This is a genomic window from Gephyromycinifex aptenodytis, assembly GCF_012277275.1.
GTDB lineage: Bacteria > Actinomycetota > Actinomycetes > Actinomycetales > Dermatophilaceae > Gephyromycinifex > Gephyromycinifex aptenodytis.
The window spans coordinates 2,579,059-2,598,538 of the sequence record NZ_CP051155.1; the positions used below are offsets into that span (position 1 = coordinate 2,579,059).

A 19,480-nucleotide genomic window follows, 5' to 3' on the forward strand; every position below is an offset into this window, starting at 1 on the left:
ATAGGGGGTTCCCACCTGTGTCCACTGACAGACCACAATCGATGAGAGGGCGGAACCCAGCCCGGTTGAGCCGTAGGCGGTTCAACCAGTTGGGTCTCGGAGCGCTAGCTGGCGCTGCCCTGCCGAACATCGCAGCCTGCAGTGCTCCCTCCTCGGACGCCGTGAACAGCCAGCTGGTGCACGGCGCCACCGGGGGCGGGCTGAAGGACACCCTCGACCCGCACTTTCCGGTGACCATCCCCGACATCGCGCGCGTGCGGCAGCTCTACGAATCGCTGTACCGATTCACCCCGGACTACAAGATCGAGCCTGCGCTAGCAGAAGAGATCACACCGAATACTGACGGTTCGGAATGGACCATTCGCCTGCGACCCGACGTCCGCTTCCACAATGGGCGTCCCGTGCGCGCTGCGGATGTTCGAGCCAGCCTGGCCCGAATGCTCAACCCCGAGAGCCCGGCGCCGTTCCTCACCGACCTGCTGCCCATCGCCGACCTCCAAAGCAGCCGGATCCTCGACGAGCGCACGTTCCGGTTCAAACTCAAAGCCCCATATGTCATCCTCGATGAAATGCTGGCCAACTATTCGGTCGGCATCATTCCGGAGGACTTCGACCCGGCTAAACCCATCGGCACCGGTCCGTTCAAGGCCGACGTATTCGTGCCCGGCCAACGCAGCCGCTTCGCTCGCAATGACGACTATTGGGGGACACAAGCCTCCTACGACGAACTCGTCATCATCGACTTCACCGATGACGCGGCCAAGGTCAACGCGCTCCTGGCCGGACAGTTGCAAACCATCGACAACCTGCCGACCTACCTCGTGGAGGCTATCGGGCGCCAAGGCGCCAAACCCCTCATCTCCGAGACTGGCGGCTGGGTCCCGTTCACGATGCGGGTAGACGTCAAACCGTTCAGCGACAAACGGGTCCGGAACGCATTGCGCCTCATCGCCGATCGCCAGCAGATGATCGATCAGGCCTTGGGCGGGCACGGGCGCTTGGCCAACGACGTTTATGCCCCGTTCGATGAGGCGTACCTGGGCGACAAACTGCCCCAACGCGAGCAGGACATCGACCAGGCCAAAGCGTTGCTGCGGCAAGCCGGGGCTCAAGACCTGCAGGTCGAGCTCGTCACTTCCACCGCAGTGGGTACCGGTGGGGTGGAATCGGCGAGCCTGTTCGCCCAACATGCCCGCAAGGCCGGAGTGGACGTGCGGGTCAAGAAGGTCGACCCGAGCGTCTTCTACGGCGATCAGTACCTGTCCTGGACCTTCGCCCAGGACTTCTGGAGCACCCGCAACTACCTGTCACAGGTGGTGAACTGCGCGATGGTGGATGCGCCGTACAACGAGACGCACTTCAACAACGAGCGTTTCGCCGGCCTCATCCGCTCCGCCTTCCGGGAAATGGACCCCGAGCGTCGGCGCATGCTCATGCAGGACGCCCAACGCATCGAATACGAGGAGGGTGGCTACCTCATCTGGGCCTTCCAGAACCAGGTCGACGCCTACGGCAAGTTCGTCACCGGGGTCGAACCCGCGCGTGAACAGCCCGTGTCTGCGTATCGCTTCAACACGTTCCGTCCCGTGGAGGGATCATGAGTACCCCCGGCGAACCCATGAACGCCACCACGCCGACAGGGCCCGACCCGGTCGGCGGCCCCGCCACTGGCGACGAACCCGCCCCCGGCGGTTCGGTCAGCGCCACGATGACCCAGGACCCGCCCCGGCGCACCTCACGCGGCCCCAGCAAAGCCTGGGTCTCCTGGCTCGCGCGCCGCGGCGGACTGGCCGTGCTGACCCTGTGGTTGGTCTCGCTCATCGTCTTCTTCGCCACCTCGGCGCTCGGTGACCCGGTCCGCGCCATCCTGGGCAAGGACTTCGCTGTCAGCCCTGAGCGGGTCGCCGCTATCCGCCAAGCACTCGACCTCGACAAGCCACTCCTGGAGCGGTACTGGATCTGGCTCACCGACCTGTTGCGCGGCAATCTGGGCACATCCCTGGCCAACGGGGTGCCCGTCTCGGAGCTCATCGGTGACCGGGTGATCAACAGCCTGTTCCTCGTGCTGCTCGTCGGGCTCATCATGATCCCGCTGTCCATCGGTCTGGCTGTGCTGTCCGCGCATTTCCGCGGCGGACCGATCGACAACGTCATCCAGGTGATCACCTTGGCGCTGGCGGGAGTACCGGAGTTCGTGACCGGAATCCTGCTCGTCGCCTTCTTCTCCACCACGGTCTTCACCATCTTCCCGGCCGTCACAGTGCTGCCAGTAGGCGCTCGGCCGTGGAACAGTCCGATGTCCATGGTGTTGCCGGTGGCGACCTTGGTCGTCGCGCTGGTTCCCTACCTGACCCGGATCCTGCGCTCGACGATGATCGAGGCCCTGGACTCGGACTATGTCGAACTTGCCCGGCTCAAAGGCATCCCTGAGCGGCGAGTGCTGCGCCGACACGCGCTGCCGAACACGACCGTGCCCACCATTCAGGTCACCGCGCTGCAGTTGGCCTGGCTCGTCGGTGGTGTCGTGCTCATCGAATACTTGTTCAACTACCCGGGCATCGGCGCGACCCTGGTGGATTCGGTACGTAACTCCGACTTCCCCATGGTGCAGGCGCTGACCATGATCATCGCCGGGGCGTACGTGATGGTGAACCTCATCGCTGACGTGCTGTCGATCCTTGCGACGCCGCGGGCCCGAACGGAGATGGCAGGATGAGCACTCTCAGTAACTTGCTCAAAGACCCCAAGATCGCAATCGGGGCGACGCTGACGCTGCTCATCGTCGGGCTGGCACTGCTCGGCCCGATCATCGCCCCTTACGGCGAATACCAGATCGTCGGCAAACCGTTCAGCCACGAGGGCAGCTTCCTGGGCACCGACTACCTCGGTCAGGACGTGCTCTCCCGGGTCATGCACGGCGGAGCCTCGGTGCTGTTCATCTCCCTGGTCGCCACGATCGGCGGGGTGCTCTTAGGCGTCATCGCCGGAGTGAGCGCCGCCTACGCCGGCGGCTGGCTCGACGAAATCGTCATGCGCCTGGGCGACGTCCTGCTCGCCTTCCCACAGGTGCTGCTGGCCCTAGTCGTGTTGAGCGTTGTCGACTCCCCGACGTGGTGGATGATCGCAGCATTGGTCGGCGTCGCTCACGCTCCGCGTGTGGCGCGCGTTGCCCGCGGGGTGGCGTTGACCTACGTGACGCAGGACTTCATCGCTGCGGCCGAGGCCATGGGGGAGTCGCGCTGGCGGATCGCCGTCTCCGAACTCGGCCCCAACCTGGTCGTTCCGCTGCTGGCCGAAACCGGTCTGCGGCTCACATACTCCATCGGCATGGTGGCCGGTATCGGCTTCCTGGGCTTCAGCACCAACCCGGGCGCAGCGGACTGGGGGCAGATGACCAGCGAGAACAGGTTGGCCTTGCTCGTCCAGCCCTGGGGTGTTTTGGCCCCCGTGCTCCTCATCGGTTTGTTCACGATCGGGACAAACCTCATCGCTGACGGTCTCGGCGAACGCAGCGCAAAGGGGACATCGTGAACGTGAACGTGCAAGAAGCAGTCTGTAACGTCGAAGGCCTGCGGGTAAGTCTGGGCAAGACGGCCGAGGCTGTCGACGTGGTCGAGAACTTCGACCTGAACTTGGTGCCAGGGCAGATCGTCGGCTTGGTCGGGGAGTCCGGTTCGGGTAAGACCACCTCCGGCACCGCGCTGCTGGGCTACGCCCGCACCGGCGCCGACATCACCGGTGGTTCCATCCAGGTGGCCGGGCACGACATCCGTTCGATGAGCGTGGATGAAGTGCGCCGGGTCCGCGGCGTGGAGATCGGCTACGTGCCTCAGGACCCGAGCTCGGCCCTGAACCCCTCGCACCGCATCGGCGCTCAGCTGCGAGAGTTGCTGGACCTGCACTCGATCGGCACACCGGCAGAACGCGACGCGGCCGTGCGGGAGATCCTGCCCGAAGTCGGGCTACCTGCCGACGACGACTTCCTCGCCCGCTTCCCCCACCAGCTCTCCGGGGGACAGGTGCAACGAGTCGCGTTGGCCATGGTGTTCCTGCCCCGCCCGAAGGCACTCGTCCTGGACGAGCCCACCACGGGTTTGGATGTGACCACGCAGGGGATGGTGCTCAAGACACTGTCCGAGCTGTGCGCCAGGTACCAGGTCGCGGCGTTATACGTGACGCACGACTTGGCGGTGGTCGCCACGATCGCCGACCGGGTCGCCGTCATGTATGCCGGTTTGCTGGTCGAGGAGGGTCCGACCGAGCAGATCTTCAAGAACCCTGCCCACCCGTACACCCGGGCGCTGCTGCAAGCCATCCCGCATCTGCACGAGCCGTACCAGCTCAAAGGGATCCCGGGGCGGGCCCCAGCGCCGGGGGCGCGGCCCTCCGGCTGCCGCTTCAACGACCGATGCGGGTACAGCGTGCCGGAGTGCACCACCGTCGAACCGGTGATGATCGACACCGGCGGCGGGCAGAGTGCGCGATGCATCCGGCTCGATGAGTTGCCGGCGTGGGATCCAAGCGATCGCCTAGTGCGCGACACCGACCCCGACGCCGCTCGAGACGTCATCCTCGAAGTGGCCCAACTCGATGTCTTCTACGGTCGCACCCACATCGTGCACGATGTGTCATTCGACCTTGCCAAGCGGGAGGTCGTCGCCCTCGTCGGTGAGTCCGGTTCGGGAAAGACCACCATCTCGCGTTGTGTGGGCGGGTTGCACCGCCAGTGGGAGGGCCAGATCCAGTTCCACGGTGAAGCCCTCGCCCAGGGCGCCCGGCGCCGCAGCGCCGACCAGCGTCGCCTGGTGCAATACATCTTCCAGAACCCGTACCAGTCGTTGAACCCGCGACGCACCGTCGAACAGATCCTCACCCGCCCGCTGGAACTCTTCGGGATCGCCTCCGGCGCCGCCGCCAAGGAGCGGGTGGCCCAACTCCTGGAAGACGTCCAACTGGGTGAGAAGGCGATGCCGTTGCGCGCCTCGCGGCTTTCCGGCGGTGAACGTCAGCGGGTGGCCATCGCCCGTGCGCTCGCCGTGGAGCCGGAGGTTCTCGTCTGCGACGAGATCACCTCGGCCCTGGACGTCTCCATCCAAGGTTCGATCGTCGATCTGCTCACCCGCATCAAGCATGAACGCGGGATCTCGATGCTGTTCGTCACCCACGACCTGCCGTTGGTGCGCACGATCGCCGACCGGGTGCTCGTCCTGCAGCACGGCCGGGTCGTGGAGTCAGGGCTCACCGCACAAGTGCTGGACGACCCGCGCGAGGAATACACCCGCACGCTGGTGGCCAACACCCCGACCCTGTCCTCACGCCGCAGCGGCTCCTCCGTCGGCACCGGTTCGACTTCGCGCAGCGGCTCGACCGTGCACGAGCTGTGAACCGGCTCAGCGTAGCGAGCTGATGAGCTGGCTGAGGGCGTGCGCGCCCTCAGCCAGCGCCTCGGCGAAGGCGTCGATCCCCTCGCAGCGCTCCTGGTGGTAGCTGCAGAAGAACTCGTAGTGGGCCGGGAGCGGGCTGTACCCGATGCCGATGCCCTCGCCCGAGGTAGGGGCGAAGGTGTACCGGGCGAACTGGTCTGCGCCACCGAGGGAACTGGTGGAGAGGAAATCGGTGGTCAACCGGCGGTAGGCCACATCTGCGAACAGAGCCGGCTGCAGACCGAGCCCGTCGGCCTGAACGCGCAGGCCGAACAGGTGCCGGTCGACGCCCTGACCGGTCTTGCACCACTTGACCCGCTGGCGATGCTCGGCCAACGCAGCCTCGAGTTGCGCGCGGGTCGCCGAGCCGGTCATCAAGGCCTGAGCCAACTCCACCGCAGGCGTGGAGTTCGGCCGTAGCGTCTCGGTACGCCCGGCCGTGAATTCGCGCATGTCGACCGCTTCGTAGGTGCTGCGCAGGTGACCGTAGGTGCGCAATTGTCCGAACAGCATGATGATCTGCTGGCAGGCGTCATGGCTGAGCCGCAGCCCCGCTACCGCGGGCGTCGGCATCGCATCCACGGTGACGGTGCTGACCTGATAGGGCTGGGCCTGCTTCTCGTACCAGTCGATGTCGCCGGCCAGCCGGGACCGCTCGTCCTGCGGCATCACCCAGGTCAGCGCCTCCGGTGCCGCGGCGTCATCGTCATTACCGCCAGCGCCCTGGTCGGCTGAGGTGGCCTGCTGGGCGAGGCCCACTGCGGTCTGCAAGGTAGCGCCGTCGACGGTGCTGTGCTCGACGTGCATGCCGACGTAGTCATCGGCGAGGTTGACCAGGTAGCTGGCGGGCTTATAGGCCCAGGTCTGTCCGTAACCGAAAGCCGAGCGGCGCAGGTGAGCCTCGGTGTCACCGGTTTCGTCGGTCAAGGTGAGGACGAACAGTGCGTCGGTGAGCCGCTGGTACACGGCTGCGTTCTCGGGGTCTTCCAGCAGGTGCAGGTAGGAGGAGGCGCGCTCGCTGCCAAGGTAGGACCAGGCGGGGAAGGGCGCTGCGTCGGGGCGTGGCGCGGCGTGGATCTGCTCCAGCTCTGACTCCAGGCTGCGCACGGGGCGGATCTGGCCGTTGCTGTCACTCAGGCGCACCGCGTAGGCGCAGCCGTCATCCAGCACGACGATCTCGCGGTCCTCAGCCTCGGCCCGGCCGGGGCGCACCTCATCCTGATCGGGTTGTGGGTGGCGTAGACCGCCCGCGAGGTACTGCCATTGGCGCATGCACAGCAGCTGCCCGCGGGCGTCCTTCTGCTCCCCGATCTCACCGCGCAGGTAGGCCAGGTGAACCTGCCCCATCCGGTGCGCCAGGTCGGCGGCGCGCGCGATCCCCGACTTCTCGCTGGGCCAGGTGATCTGGAAGCCGACGTTGCTCAACAGCGGCAGCGGCTCGCGCCCGGTGAGGTAGCCGAGCAGCCAGGTGGTGGACAGCCAACTGTTCCCGTCGCCGTTCTCCTTCTTGGCATAGGCCAGTAGCGCCTCCTGGCAGGCAGGACCATCCCCGGCAGCGAATTCGTCGACGACGCGGCGGGTGTTCTGGAACTCCTCGGCGCTGAGCAGCGGGGCGACCACATCGAGGTAGCGCTGCAGGGTCTGGTCCAGATCGGGAACGGGCAGGTGCGTCATTTCGGGGGATCCTTCGCCTCCACGGGTGGCGCCGGTGCGGCGTCTCCTGTCGAATCCTCGCTTACCCGCAGCTGCGATGGGGCGTTTTGTTCACCCCAGGATGCGCCGCGGCACCAAAATGGGCCGGTGCGGGGTTGCCCCGAACCGGCCCACCTGGTGTGCGCGCTAGGTCAGCGCAGGGTCTCCGGGCCCCAGATGCGCTCGATGTAGTCGCGCATCGAACGGTCGGAGGAGAAGAACCCACCGCGGGCGATGTTGATGATCGCCGAACGTGACCAGGCGTCGGGGTCGGCGTAGGCAGTCTCGATGCGCTCCTGGACCTCCAGGTAGGAAGCGAAGTCTGCCAGCGCCATAAAGCGGTCGTTCCACAGCAGGTCATCGACGACCGGGCGGGCCGCGTCGGCGTCCCCACCGGTGAACGCGCCACTGGCGATCAGGTCGATGGCGGCCTTGAGGCGCTCATCCTGCTCGTAGACGGCGTGCGGGTCGTACCCCATCGCCTGTCGCTCCGCTACCTGCGGCTCGTCCATTCCGAACAGGAAGAAGTGCTCATCGCCGACGAGTTTGCGAATCTCGACGTTCGCGCCGTCGTCGGTGCCCACGGTCAACGCGCCGTTGAGCATGAACTTCATGTTGCCCGTACCCGATGCTTCCTTGCCCGCCAGCGAGATCTGCTCGGACAGGTCAGCGGCCGGGATGAGCTTCTCCGCCAGGGTGACGTTGTAGTTGGCGGGGAAGATGATCGACAGCCGGTCGGCCACCTTCGGTTCGGAGCGGATCGTGGCGGACACCGCGTTGATGAGCGCGATGATCTCTTTGGCCATGAAGTAGCCCGGGGCGGCCTTGGCGCCGAAGACCACGGTGCGTGGGGTGACCTGTTCTGGGGCGAGGCGCCCGGTGGTCAAACCTTCGTACAGCGAGACGACGTGCAGCAGCTTCAAGGTCTGCCGCTTGTACTCGTGCAGTCGCTTGACCATCGCGTCGACGAGGTGGTCGTCAGCCAGCTCGATACCGTCGCGCAGGACGAGCAGGTTACGCAACCGGGTCTTGTTGGCAGCCTTGACCCCGCGGAAGATCTCCCGGAAGGAAGCGTCCTCGGCCAGCGGTTCGAGCTCGCGCAGCCGTTCCAGGTCGGTCACCCAGCCGTCGCCGATCGCCTCGGTGATGGCGCTGGACAGCGAGGGGTTGGCGTGCCGGATGAAGCGACGCGGCGTGATGCCGTTGGTGACGTTGGTGAACTTCTCCGGCCACATCTGCGCGAAGTCGACGAGGACCTTGTCCCGCAGCAGCTGAGAGTGCAGCTCGGCGACACCGTTGACCTTGGTGCCGACGACGGTGGCCAGGTGGGCCATCCGGATCGTCTTCACGGCGCCCTCGCCGATGATCGACATCCGGCGCAGGCGGTCGTGGTCGCCCGGGTAGGCCTCGCGCACCTGCTCCAGGAAGTGGGTGTTGATCCGGTAGATGATCTCCAGGTGGCGGGGCAGCAGCCGTCCGAGTAGGTCGACCGGCCATTCCTCCAGCGCTTCGGGCAGCAGCGTGTGGCAGGTGTAGGCGAAGCACTGGCTCGTGATGTCCCAGGCCTGTTCCCAGCTCAGCCCGCGCTCGTCCATCAGCAAGCGCATGAGCTCGGGGATCGCGATGACGGGGTGGGTGTCGTTGAGCTGCCAGATGACGCGTTCGGGCAACGTGGAGACGTCGGCCCCGCCCAGGGTCCGGTCGATGAAGTCCTTAAGCGAGCAGGCGACAAAGAAGTACTGCTGCTGCAGGCGCAGTTCGCGGCCCTGCGGAGTGGAGTCCTCAGGGTAGAGAACCTTGGTGATGTTCTCGGCGAAGGTCTGCGCACGCACAGCCTGCGCGTAGTCACCGGAGTTGAAGATCTGCAGGTCGAACGCGTTGGTGGCGCGGGCGCTCCACAGGCGCAAGGTGTTCGCGACGCCGTTGCGGTAGCCGGGGACCATGTAGTCGTGGGGGACACCCAGCACGTTCCAGGCGGGTACCCATTCGGTGTGCTCCTGGCCGTTCTCGTCCTGGCTGCGTTCGGTGTGCCCGCCGAAGTTCACCTTGACCATGTGATCGTGCTGGAGCACATCCCACGGGGAACCCAGAGAGAGCCAGGCGTCGGGTACCTCGACCTGGCGTCCCTTCTCGAAGGTCTGCTTGAAGATGCCGTACTCGTAACGGATGCCGTAACCGATGCAGGCGACATCCATCGTGGCCAGCGAGTCGATGAAGCAGGCGGCCAGACGGCCGAGGCCGCCGTTGCCCAGGCCCGGCTCGACTTCCTGGGCCCGCAACTGGGCCAGGTCGAGACCACACGCTTGCAGGCCCTCAGCGGCAATGTTCTCCAGGTCTGCGGCCAGCAGGGCGTTGCCCAGTTGGCGGCCCAAGAGGAACTCGGCCGAGAGGTAACCGACGATCTTGGTGGGGTTGGCCCTGCGGCTCTTGGCCGTCTCCAGGCGGTCCGCCATGAGGTAGTTACGCACCGTGCGTGCCAGCGCCAGGTACTGGTCGTTGACGCTCGAGCGGTCCAGTGTGATGCCTTCGCCGTAGTTGAGCTCCTGCAGGAACTCACGCACGAAACCGTCGACGCTGCGCTCGGGGCGTACCAGCCCGCGCAGAGCGACCGGGTGGGTCACCGCTCCGGTGGGGCCCATCGCCTCATCCGCCATCATCGGCGTCTCGTCGGCCGGGGGATTTATCGGCGAGATGCTCTCGCTCATGTTCGTCACGTGTGGACTCCTGGGTCGGGTACTCGGCCGGCCTGCAGGGTCAGCGCCATGCAGGTCATGCTTGCTCTAGTGTCCCCGTCGAGAGGACAGGGAGTCGAATTGGAAGCCATGCAGTCGGCTCAGCGGGCCAACATTCACCCGATAGCAGACTCCCCGTTGCACAACCGGGCGTCCGCGGGTGCTGTTCAGAGGCGCTCTCAGCTCTTGCGGTACAGCTTCTTGGATTGGTAAACGGGTTCGGTGGTCACCTGAACCCCGAGGCTGCGGAAGATGCCCTCGTCGACGGGCCCGAGGATGACGCTGGAGTGGACGTCGCAGCCGCGCAGCTTGGGCAGCTCGGCCAGCGCCCGGCGGGCGTTCTCGTCGTGGTTGGCGCCCACCGACAGCGCGATGAGGACCTCATCGGTGTGCAGGCGCGGGTTGCGGCTGCCCAGATGTTGGGTCTTCAGCGTCTGGATCGGCACGACCGTCTCCGGGGAGAGCAGACGTACCTTGTCGTCGATGCCGGCCAGCGCCTTCAGGGCGTCCAGCAGGATGGCCGAGCAGCAACCCAGCAGTGAAGTCGTCTTGCCGGTGATGATCCGCCCGTCAGGCAGTTCGATAGCGGCCGCTGGACCCTTGGTGCGCTTGGCGGTTCGCAGCGCCGGCTCGACGACGGGCCGGTCCTCGGAAGTGATTCCCAGCCTGCTCATCAGCAACGCGATTCGCTCGGACAGCACCGGTTCGAGGGCGTCACGGCGCTCGATGGCCAACGTGCGGTAGTAGCGTCGGATGACTTCCTGCTTGGAGGCCGCCCGGCAAGCTTCGTCGTCGCTGATGCACTGCCCGACCATGTTGACGCCCATGTCGGTGGGCGACTTGTAGGGGGAGCGCTCCATGATCCGTTCGAAGAGCAGGTTGAGCACCGGGAAGATCTCGACGTCCCGGTTGTAGTTGACGCACTTCTCGCCGTAGGCCTCCAGGTGGAACGGGTCGATCATGTTCACGTCGTCCAAGTCGACGGTGGCGGCCTCGTAGGCGATGTTGATCGGGTGGTCCAAGGGCAGGTTCCAGATCGGGAACGTCTCGAACTTGGCGTAGCCGGAGGGGATTCCGCGGCGGTGATCGTGGAAGAGCTGGGACAGGCAGGTCGCCATCTTGCCGCTGCCGGGGCCGGGCGCGGTGACCACGACCAGGTCGCGAGTGGTTTCGATGTAGTCGTTTTTTCCGTACCCCTCGTCGCTGACGATGTGTTGCACGTCGTTGGGGTAGCCCTTGATCGGGAAGTGTCGGTAGACCGTCAGCCCAAGCCGTTCGAGTTTGCGTTTGAACGCTTTGGCGGGCTTGTTGTCGTCGGTCATGTGCGAGATGACGACGCTGCCGACGTGCAGCCCGCGGGCGCGGAACTCGTCGATGAGGCGCAGCGCGTCGGCGTCGTAGCCGATGCCCAGGTCGGCGCGGACCTTGTTCGCTACGAGGTCGCGGGCGCTGACGACCACGACCATCTCGACTTCGTCCTTGAGGGTCTGCAGCATGACGAGTTTGTTATCGGGGGTGAACCCCGGCAGCACCCGGGAGGCGTGGAAGTCGTCGAAGAGTTTGCCGCCGAACTCCAGATAGAGCTTGCCGCCGAACTTGGCCCGTCGGGCGTTGATGTGCTCCGCCTGCAGCCGCAGGTATTTCTCGCGATCGAACCCGATCGTCTGTGCGCCCACGCGGGCCCCCTTCCGACCTGCCGGAGCTTACCGGGGTCGGCTGAAAGTGTTGGGGTCCAGGGGGCTCGGGGAGCGTGTGTGCTGATCAGAGGCCTGCTCGGTCGCGTCGTCCCAATTTCAGAGCCAACGCAACCCCGGCGAGGGCGCCGAAGAGGTGGCCTTGCCAGGAGACGCCTGCCTGCACCGGTAGGACGCCCCACAGCAAAGAGCCGTACCCGGCGATGACGAGCAGCCCGGCCAACGCCGAGGCCAGACGTCGGGCGGCGAAGCCGTAGACGGCCAGGAAAGCGGCGTAGCCGTAGACGAGTCCGCTGGCGCCGATGTGCACGCTGTTCGACGCGCCGGTGAGCCACACCCCCGCCCCGCTGAGCAGGATGACGCCGATGGTGACGGCCCACAGGTGCCGGGTGCTCAGCGCCAGCAGCGCTCCGAGTATGAGCAGCGCGGTCGTGTTGGCGATGAGGTGCCCGAAGCCGTGGTGCAGGAAGGGGCTGGCCACGATGCCGGCCAGGTGGTCCAGATGGCGTGGCCGGATGCCGTACCGGTCTAGCGAGAACGGGGTGAGCAGGTCGAGGATCTCGCTGGCCCACATGAGAGCGACCATCACCAGTACCGGAACGACGCGGCGCCACCACGCACGCGGGGCGGGGCGGGCAGCGGTCCAGGAGGTGGGGCGGGTCGGGCTCATGTTCTTCAGGATGCCGGAGCGCGCGCGAGGACGGTGAAGGTAGACAACGCCGGGCCCGGTCATGATCGATGTCCTCGGTGGCGGGTCGGTACCTACTAGATCGTGGCGTTGTCGGGATGAGCTTCTTTGTGCATCGCGGCGGTGAACTTGGCGGTGCGTTCTTCGTGGGTGAGCAGGGAGCACCAGGAGCAGTACTGTCCGTCGGGCACGACGTACCAGTGGCAGCAGCTTCGCCGGTCGAAGAACAGGCGCTGCCCGAGGGGCCCGTCGAGATAGCGGAAGGTCCCGGAGCGGGCCAGACCGGGGCGGGTGGCCAGCAGCGCTTCACCTTTGTCGCGCACCTGCGCTGCGGGGAAGTGTTTCGACAACGAACGAGCTGCCCCCGCGATAGCGGCGCCCATGTTGCCCCACAGGTTCGCCATACCCACCCGGGCCACCTCGTGCAGCGACTCGGCGACCACAGCCAGGTGCTCATCGACAATCAGCTGCACCACCTGCTCGGCGTCGACGTCGCGCAGCACCTCCGGTTGAGGGAGCAGCAGCCTCGTCGGGCTACCCCCGGTGACCAGCACCTGCACCGAATCCAGGCGCAGCTGCGGCACCAGATCCTGCGCGACCCACGCAGCGACCGCCACCCCCGCCACCCGGTGCGCGTAACGCTGGAACACCAGCGATGCCGCATGCCGCCCGTACGGCAACCCCCGGGCCTCGGCGTGGCGCCGCACGAACTCCTCAGGCACCCCAGAGTCCGGGCGAGCCAGGTCGGCCGCCGAACACACCGCACCCAACGGGTCATCCGCCACCTGACGGCGAGCAGCGGCCACACAGTCCGGGCCGAGCGCCAGTGAGAACGTTCCCGCCCAGTCCGCCATCCTCGCGGCAAGCGCCTCCAGGTCGCTTCGCGGTTCCTGCTCAAGGCTCATGCCGTGCTCCTGTCGTCAAGGTTCTGCGGATGCGCGTCGGTGTCGAGAATCCGGGGCAACACCACGGTGCGACCCTCGATCCGGTGCACGCTCACGGGAGTGCCGTACACCTGCTCCAGCAGGTCAGTGGTCAACGCCTCCTGCGGCGGGCCCGCCGCGACAGCCCGGCCGTCCAGCATGACCAGCACCGTGTCCGCGAAGGCCGCCGCAAGGTTGATGTCGTGGACGATCGCCAAGACCCCGGTGCCGCGCTCGCGGGTCAACCCGCGCAGCAACCCCAGGATGTCGACCTGATGGCGCAGGTCCAAGGCGCTGACCGGCTCGTCGAGCAAGAGCCACGGGGTCTGTTGGGCCAACGCCCGACCGATGAGAACACGCTGGCGTTCACCGCCGCTGAGCATGTCCAACCGGTCCAGGGCGCGATCGGCCAGATGCAGGTGATCCAACACCGCGACGACCTCGCGGCGTACGTCACTGGTGCGTTCCCGCTGTCGGGTCCGTCCCGTCGCCACGACCTCATACACACTCAGACCGCTCTCGGTCACATGAGTGGACTGCGGCACGTACGCCAGATGGCGGGCCCGCTGGCGCGGCGACATCCGCAGCAGGTCCTCATCACCGTGCAGCACCTGCCCCCGGCGTGGGGTGAGCACCCCGACCAGGCACTTCATCAATGTGCTCTTGCCCGACCCGTTCGCCCCGAGCAACATCGTCAACTCGCCGGGGCGGATCTGCAGCTGCACCTGTTCCAGCACCGCACGACGACCGTAGGCGAAGTCGAGATCGGTGACGGTCAACGCGCTCATGCCAAGGCCCCCGGTCGCTGCCGCACGATGAGCCACACGAACAACGGCACCCCGACGAAGGAGACGACGATCCCCACCGGAATCGTCACCGGAGAGAACGCGACCCGGCCGACGTGATCGGCCACGACCAACAGGATCGCTCCCAGCAGCCCGGCCAACGGCAACCGGTAGCGGTAGTCGTGCCCGACGATCATCGCGGCCAGGTGTGGCGCGACCAGACCGACGAACCCGATCACGCCGGTGAAACTCACGACGGTCGCCGCAAGGAAGGTGACCCCGATCCCGGCCACCCCGCGCAGGCGGCGCACCCGCACCCCGCTGGCCAGGGCGCTCTCTTCCCCCATCGACAGCAACGTGAAGGAGCGGGCTGCGAGCAGGGCACCAGGGACCGCCACGCACAACAGACCAGCGAGCGCCCCGATCTGCAGCCACGAAGCCTGACCGAGGTTGCCGAAGGTCCAGTTGACGACCGCTGCCAACTGCTGCTCACCGGCGATGTACTGCATGGCGGCGTTCATGGCCGAGAACAGATAGTTCATGGCGATGCCGGTCAACACCAGCGCCATGCTGCCCAAGCTTTTGAGCCGGGCGATCCCGAACACCAGCACCGAACACAGCACGGCCCAGGCGAATGCCCCGAGGACCATGGCCAACTCCGTGGAGGCGGCCACCTGCCACCCGAAGACGATCACCGTGGCAGCCCCGAACGCCGCAGCGTTGGCGATGCCTGTCGTGAACGGGCTGGCCATCGCGTTGCCGGTGATGACCTGCATCGTGATGCCGCACAGCGCCAAAGCAATCCCGGCCAGACATCCCATGACCACCCGCGGACCGCGGATCTCGGTGAAGACGATCCACTCCGTGCGGGACAACGGCTCACTACCGGTCGGCACGCCCAGCCAGGCCAGCAGGCGCGCCGGGGTGACGTCGGCGATTCCGTTGAACGAACTCACCCACATCACGGCGAGCAGCACCAGCGCGGCTACGACCACGGTCAACGCAGCCAGCCACTGCCGCCGGGCGACCACCTGCTCGGCGGCGGCCCGACCGGCCGCCGCCGAAGCAGACTCAGGCAGCACCGGGCGTTCCGGCCCGGAATGTGTGGCCCTTGATCGGGGACTGACCCTGCATCTGCATCCACTCATCGAAGATGGCGTCCGGGTCGATGTCCTTCATCTGCTCCGGGTAGAGCCACTTGGCGGTGTAGACGGTGCCGATCACCTTGCCGAGTCCGCCGTGCGCGAACCCGGTGGCGACGTAGAGGTTGTTGTTCTTCACGGCCTTCAACTGCGACCAGCCGGGACGCGATGTCATCTCATCGACGACCTCCTGCATCTCCTGCGCCGAGGGCGGCGTCGAGATGCCGGTGTTCTTCAGCGCTTTGCCGGAGGTGGTCTTGATAATGAGGTCGGGATCGCCGCTGAGGACCTTCTCGGGGTCGATCGTGTCGCCGGTGATTGACGGGTCACCGAAGAGGTTCGTCGCGCCCGCCGACACGAGCATGTTGTGCCAGCCGTCGTTGGAGGTTCCCGGGATGCAGGTCGTGAACGGGTCGCCGTACTCCCAGTACACCGTCTTCTTCGGGGTGATCGAACCTGTGCGCTCCTTGACCTTGTCCAAGGTGCCGGTGAAGAAAGCGTTGACCTTCTTCGCGCCCTCCTCGTTGTCGAAGACCTTGCCCAGGATGTCGACCTGCTTGGGCAACTGGCTGTTGTCCCAACCGGTCACCACGACGACCTTGATCCCGGCCTTGTCGAGTTTGGCCGCGTCCTGCTCGTAGGGGCCGTTCTTGGGGGTGATGAGCACGTCGGGGGCCAGCGTGATGATCTGCTCATAGTTGAGCTCACTCTGGCCCTTACCGATGACCTGATCGGGGTCGAACTGCTTCCAGTACTTGCGATCCTGGGCGGTGTTGGTGTCGACGGCGATCACCTTGTCGATGCTGCCCATTGCTCGGATCAGCTCGCTGTTGTACCGGTTGGCCACGACGGCTTTGGTGACAGGCTTGTCGAAGGTGACGTTGCGGCCCACGTCGTCGACGACGGTGAACGACTGCGTGTTCGTGGATTCGGGGCTCTGGGCTTCCGGCGAGGCGTTTCCGCACGCCGCCAGGGTGAGGGCGGTGACAGCGACCAGGACGGTGCCGGTGCCTCGGGTGAGAACCACGCTGTTTCTCCTTCGCGTCGCGGCGGCTACGAACACACGAAGAGCAGGGCAGGCGTCACTGAGCGGTATCACGAGCCGACCATCGCCCGTGAGTGCCGAGAAGTACGCAGACCCGGGCCCGTGCGCGAGGCTCGTCGTCGCCAAACATGTCGGCAGGTTTTCGGACTCGGGGTCTGCTCGACCGCGACGCCTTCCCAGACCCGAAGACCCAGTGGCTCATGCCGCCGCCGATCACCCTTACCGCTGCGCGTCAGTCCCGGAATCGCACCGGGTTCCCTGTGCACCTAGGGGTGCCACCGACGCCAGCACGCTAGCACGCACGATCGTCCGCGATTGGCTCCTGCGACAGGTGAAACCGGGCAGGACTCCGGGCGTTCGAACCTGGGCAGGCGAGGTGCTCGGCTGCGCGCCACAGGCTGCCGACGGCGGCCTGAGTCGACCGGTTCACCGGCCGCGCCCCGCGCCCTGGATGGCTCTCTCTTCCACGGCCATCCAGGCCCGGCCTGAGGCGTGGTCAGCGCCCAGTCGGCTGGCGCGTACCCTTCTCCCCGACTCTGCTACACCACCGGCGGCACGCTGTGCCGAAAAGGAGCACCCATGTCGACGTCGCACAGCGACACCGCGGTAGGGCCCCGCGACGAGGACTACGCCTTCGAGGCGGTGCCGCTGCAGGCCCGCCACGGGTTCTGGTCCGTCGGGTTCGTCATGCTCGGCTTCACCTTCTTCTCGGCGAGCATGAGCGTCGGTGCAAAACTCGGCAACGGTCTCGACCTCGGCGGATACGTGCTCGCCGTGCTCCTGGGGGGAACGTTTCTCGCGGTCTACACCGGCGCGCTGGCCTACCTCGGCGCCCGCACCGGTCTGAGCATGGACCTCATCGCCCGCCGCGCCTTCGGTGAGCAGGGTAGCTACCTGCCTTCGGCCCTGATCTCCCTGACGCAGATGGGCTGGTTCGGGGTCGGGGTGGCGATGTTCGCCATCCCCACCGCGGCGATCCTGTCCGTCAACCCCTGGGTCATCGTGCTCGTCGCGGGCGGGCTGATGACGGCCTCCGCCTACTTCGGGATCCGGGCCATCGAGATCGTCAGCTACATCTCGGTGCCGCTCATCGCGGTGCTCGGCACCTGGTCGATGATCTCGGCGACCCATGCCGGGGGAGGGCTTGCCCAGGTCTTCGGCGGCGCTACCGGGATGCCGCTGATCACCGCCGTCGGTCTGGTCATCGGCTCGTTCATCTCCGGCGGCACCGCCACACCGAACTTCACCCGGTTCGCGGCCACCCCGCGCAGCGCCGTCCTGACGACGGTCGTGGCATTCCTCATCGGAAACACGCTCATGTTCAGCTTCGGTGCTGTCGGTGGTGCCTTCACCGGCAAGGACGACATCTTCTACGTGATGATCGCCCAGGGTTTGGCGCTCCCGGCGATCCTCGTGCTCGGCGCCAACATCTGGACGACGAACAACAACGCGCTGTACTCCTCTGGGCTCGGTTTCGCCAACATCACCAAGGCGCCGCGTCGCCCGCTCGTGCTTCTTGCCGGTGTGGTCGGCACCCTGAGTGCGATGTGGCTCTACGACAACTTCGTCTCGTGGCTGAGCTTCTTGTCGGCGGCGCTACCCCCGGTCGGGGCCATCTTCATCGCTGACTTCCTGCGGCGCCGGGCCGCCTACGACCCAGCCGCGACGACCTCACCCGGGGTACGCATCGGTGCGGTCATCGGCGTCCTTCTGGGAGGCTTGGCCGGATGGTTCCTGCCGTTCGGGGTGGCCTCGATCAATGCCATGATCATCGCCCTGGTCTGCTACGCGATCGGTGACCTCGTGCAGGGGCGCACCCCGGTGGCGAGCGGCCCACGTGACCTCGATGACGACGACGACCTGGTAGAGGTAACCCGATGATGCTCGTTCACAACGTTCGCCTCCCCGAATCGCCTGAGCCGGTCGACGTGCGGATCGCCGAGGCTCGCTTCACCCAGATCGGTGCCGATCTAGGTGTCCACGACGGCGAGGAGGTGCTGGACGCTCAGGGCCGGCTGATGTTGCCGCCGTTCATCGAATCCCACATCCACCTCGACTCGGTGCTCACCGCCGGACAACCGGAGCCGAACCTGTCCGGCACCCTTTTCGAGGGCATCCAGAGGTGGGCGCAACGCAAGGCCACCTTGACCGTGGACGACGTCAAGGAGCGCGTCAACCGCGTCGTCCGCCAGCAGGCAGGCTTCGGGGTGCAGTTCGTGCGCACCCACGTCGACGTCACCGACCCACAGCTGACTGCGCTGCGGGCGCTGCTGGAGTTGCGCGAGGAACTTGCGGAGTGGATGACGATCCAGATCGTCGCCTTCCCCCAGGAAGGCATCTGCTCCTTCCCGGACGGCCGTGAGCTGATGACCAAGGCCGCCGACCTGGGTGTCGACGTGCTCGGCGCGATCCCGCACTTCGAGTTCACCCGCGAGTACGCGGTGGAGTCGCTGAACTTCGTGTGCAACCTGGCCGCCGAACGGGGCCTGCTCGTCGACGTGCATTGCGACGAGATCGACGACGAAGCCTCCCGGGGCTTGGAAACGCTCGCTACCCGCGCCTACGAGTTGGGCCTGGGTTCGCGCGTCACGGCCTCGCACACCACAGCGATGCACAGTTACAACAACGCCTACTTCACGCGCCTGCTGCGGCTGTTGCAGATGAGCGGCATCAACTTCGTCTCCAACCCGGTGGTCAACACCCACCTGCAGGGCCGCGCTGACACCTACCCCAAGCGGCGCGGTGTCACCCGGGTCAAAGAGCTCACCGAAGCCGGTATCAACGTCTCCTTCGGTCAGGACGACATCCAAGACCCGTGGAACCCGCTGGGCACCGGCAACTTGCGCGATGTCGTGTTCACCGGGCTCTACGTCACTCAGATGCTCGGGCATGAACAGATCGAGAATTCCCACCGGTTCGTGACCAGCAACGCCGCGCGCACGCTCGGCCTGGGGGATGAGTACGGCATCGAGGTGGGGCGCCCGGCCAGCTTCGTCCTGCTCGATGCAGATACCTGGTCGCAGGCGCTGAACTGGAACGCCGGCGTTGTTGCCTCCTACCGCAACGGGAAGCTCATCGCCCGCACCGAGCCCGTGCGTCGCGAGGTGCTGTTCTGAGTTTTGCCGCGCCGCGCCCCGTACGGGACGCGCCAAGGCTGTCCTTGGGTCAATTCACTTAAACGGCGCATGGAACGGCGCTATGCCTGGTTTCCAGGTGCCAGCCCTCAGGGCGGCGATGTCGCGCCCCAGCACCGCTACCGCCCTCTCGGCAGTGACGTGAGTCACCGATTCGGGCTGCTTCGTTGTAATTGGCATGCGTGCCAGGGCGGCTCGACCAGCCCACCAGAACTGGTGAGT

General features: G+C 66.3%; 14 protein-coding genes and 1 riboswitch. Of the genes, 6 read left to right on the forward strand and 8 right to left on the reverse strand.

What is annotated here, in order from left to right; genetic code table 11:
* Positions 1-41 precede the first annotated feature (41 nt).
* The 4 genes from G9V96_RS11100 to G9V96_RS11115 are packed head-to-tail and all read left to right on the forward strand — an operon-like array spanning position 42 to position 5,384.
* Complete coding sequence (locus G9V96_RS11100) at positions 42-1,601, forward strand: ABC transporter substrate-binding protein (RefSeq protein WP_168583081.1); 1,560 nt, start codon at positions 42-44, stop codon at positions 1,599-1,601.
* A complete protein-coding gene (locus tag G9V96_RS11105; protein ID WP_226913285.1) occupies positions 1,598-2,716 on the forward strand; it encodes an ABC transporter permease in 1,119 nt (372 codons plus the stop codon). The genes G9V96_RS11100 and G9V96_RS11105 overlap by 4 nt, the downstream gene beginning before the upstream one ends.
* Complete coding sequence (locus G9V96_RS11110) at positions 2,713-3,531, forward strand: ABC transporter permease (RefSeq protein ID WP_168583082.1); 819 nt, start codon at positions 2,713-2,715, stop codon at positions 3,529-3,531. The genes G9V96_RS11105 and G9V96_RS11110 overlap by 4 nt, the downstream gene beginning before the upstream one ends.
* Positions 3,528-5,384: an ABC transporter ATP-binding protein gene (locus tag G9V96_RS11115; RefSeq protein ID WP_226913286.1), complete on the forward strand. Its 1,857-nt coding sequence runs from the start codon at positions 3,528-3,530 to the stop codon at positions 5,382-5,384. The genes G9V96_RS11110 and G9V96_RS11115 overlap by 4 nt, the downstream gene beginning before the upstream one ends.
* A gap of 6 nt (positions 5,385-5,390) precedes the next feature.
* Here G9V96_RS11115 and G9V96_RS11120 read toward each other — a convergent pair whose 3' ends face one another.
* From G9V96_RS11120 to G9V96_RS11155, 8 genes are all read right to left on the reverse strand, one after another.
* On the reverse strand, positions 5,391-7,097 hold the full coding sequence (locus G9V96_RS11120) for a choline/carnitine O-acyltransferase (protein ID WP_168583083.1): 1,707 nt from the start codon (positions 7,095-7,097) through the stop codon (positions 5,391-5,393).
* 170 nt (positions 7,098-7,267) lie between these two features.
* The gene (locus G9V96_RS11125) at positions 7,268-9,754 is read right to left on the reverse strand and encodes a glycogen/starch/alpha-glucan phosphorylase (RefSeq protein WP_226913666.1); all 2,487 of its coding nucleotides are present in this window, start codon (positions 9,752-9,754) and stop codon (positions 7,268-7,270) included.
* Positions 9,755-10,026: 272 nt separating this feature from the next.
* A complete protein-coding gene (locus G9V96_RS11130; RefSeq protein ID WP_210424394.1) occupies positions 10,027-11,523 on the reverse strand; it encodes a DUF1846 domain-containing protein in 1,497 nt (498 codons plus the stop codon).
* 85 nt (positions 11,524-11,608) lie between these two features.
* On the reverse strand, positions 11,609-12,211 hold the full coding sequence (locus tag G9V96_RS11135) for a rhomboid family intramembrane serine protease (RefSeq protein WP_168583085.1): 603 nt from the start codon (positions 12,209-12,211) through the stop codon (positions 11,609-11,611).
* Positions 12,212-12,306: 95 nt separating this feature from the next.
* The gene (locus G9V96_RS11140) at positions 12,307-13,134 is read right to left on the reverse strand and encodes an IucA/IucC family C-terminal-domain containing protein (protein WP_168583086.1); all 828 of its coding nucleotides are present in this window, start codon (positions 13,132-13,134) and stop codon (positions 12,307-12,309) included.
* The gene (locus G9V96_RS11145) at positions 13,131-13,940 is read right to left on the reverse strand and encodes an ABC transporter ATP-binding protein (RefSeq protein WP_168583087.1); all 810 of its coding nucleotides are present in this window, start codon (positions 13,938-13,940) and stop codon (positions 13,131-13,133) included. The genes G9V96_RS11140 and G9V96_RS11145 overlap by 4 nt, the downstream gene beginning before the upstream one ends.
* The gene (locus G9V96_RS11150) at positions 13,937-15,019 is read right to left on the reverse strand and encodes a FecCD family ABC transporter permease (protein ID WP_210424395.1); all 1,083 of its coding nucleotides are present in this window, start codon (positions 15,017-15,019) and stop codon (positions 13,937-13,939) included. Before G9V96_RS11150 ends, G9V96_RS11145 begins: the two co-directional genes overlap by 4 nt.
* Positions 15,009-16,106 (reverse strand): ABC transporter substrate-binding protein, encoded by a 1,098-nt coding sequence (locus tag G9V96_RS11155; RefSeq protein ID WP_210424396.1) that lies wholly within the window; start codon positions 16,104-16,106, stop codon positions 15,009-15,011. Before G9V96_RS11155 ends, G9V96_RS11150 begins: the two co-directional genes overlap by 11 nt.
* A 134-nt stretch (positions 16,107-16,240) precedes the next feature.
* Positions 16,241-16,422, reverse strand: a riboswitch (cobalamin riboswitch).
* A gap of 281 nt (positions 16,423-16,703) precedes the next feature.
* On the opposite strand from G9V96_RS11155, the gene codB reads away from it, so the two are divergent.
* The gene (gene codB / locus G9V96_RS11160) at positions 16,704-18,005 is read left to right on the forward strand and encodes a cytosine permease (RefSeq protein ID WP_168583088.1); all 1,302 of its coding nucleotides are present in this window, start codon (positions 16,704-16,706) and stop codon (positions 18,003-18,005) included.
* On the forward strand, positions 18,002-19,240 hold the full coding sequence (codA, locus tag G9V96_RS11165; RefSeq protein WP_264318433.1) for a cytosine deaminase: 1,239 nt from the start codon (positions 18,002-18,004) through the stop codon (positions 19,238-19,240). The genes codB and codA overlap by 4 nt, the downstream gene beginning before the upstream one ends.
* Positions 19,241-19,480 lie beyond the last annotated feature (240 nt).

Bases quoted from the DNA above. Each gene is read 5' to 3' on its own strand.
- G9V96_RS11100 (WP_168583081.1), top strand. From the start codon at position 42: ATGAGAGGGCGGAACCCAGCCCGGTTGAGCCGTAGGCGGTTCAACCAG.
- G9V96_RS11105 (WP_226913285.1), top strand. From the start codon at position 1,598: ATGAGTACCCCCGGCGAACCCATGAACGCCACCACGCCGACAGGGCCC.
- G9V96_RS11110 (WP_168583082.1), top strand. From the start codon at position 2,713: ATGAGCACTCTCAGTAACTTGCTCAAAGACCCCAAGATCGCAATCGGG.
- G9V96_RS11120 (WP_168583083.1), bottom strand. From the start codon at position 7,097: ATGACGCACCTGCCCGTTCCCGATCTGGACCAGACCCTGCAGCGCTAC.
- G9V96_RS11125 (WP_226913666.1), bottom strand. From the start codon at position 9,754: ATGGGCCCCACCGGAGCGGTGACCCACCCGGTCGCTCTGCGCGGGCTG.
- G9V96_RS11135 (WP_168583085.1), bottom strand. From the start codon at position 12,211: ATGAGCCCGACCCGCCCCACCTCCTGGACCGCTGCCCGCCCCGCCCCG.
- G9V96_RS11140 (WP_168583086.1), bottom strand. From the start codon at position 13,134: ATGAGCCTTGAGCAGGAACCGCGAAGCGACCTGGAGGCGCTTGCCGCG.
- G9V96_RS11145 (WP_168583087.1), bottom strand. From the start codon at position 13,940: ATGAGCGCGTTGACCGTCACCGATCTCGACTTCGCCTACGGTCGTCGT.
- codB (WP_168583088.1), top strand. From the start codon at position 16,704: ATGTCGACGTCGCACAGCGACACCGCGGTAGGGCCCCGCGACGAGGAC.
- codA (WP_264318433.1), top strand. From the start codon at position 18,002: ATGATGCTCGTTCACAACGTTCGCCTCCCCGAATCGCCTGAGCCGGTC.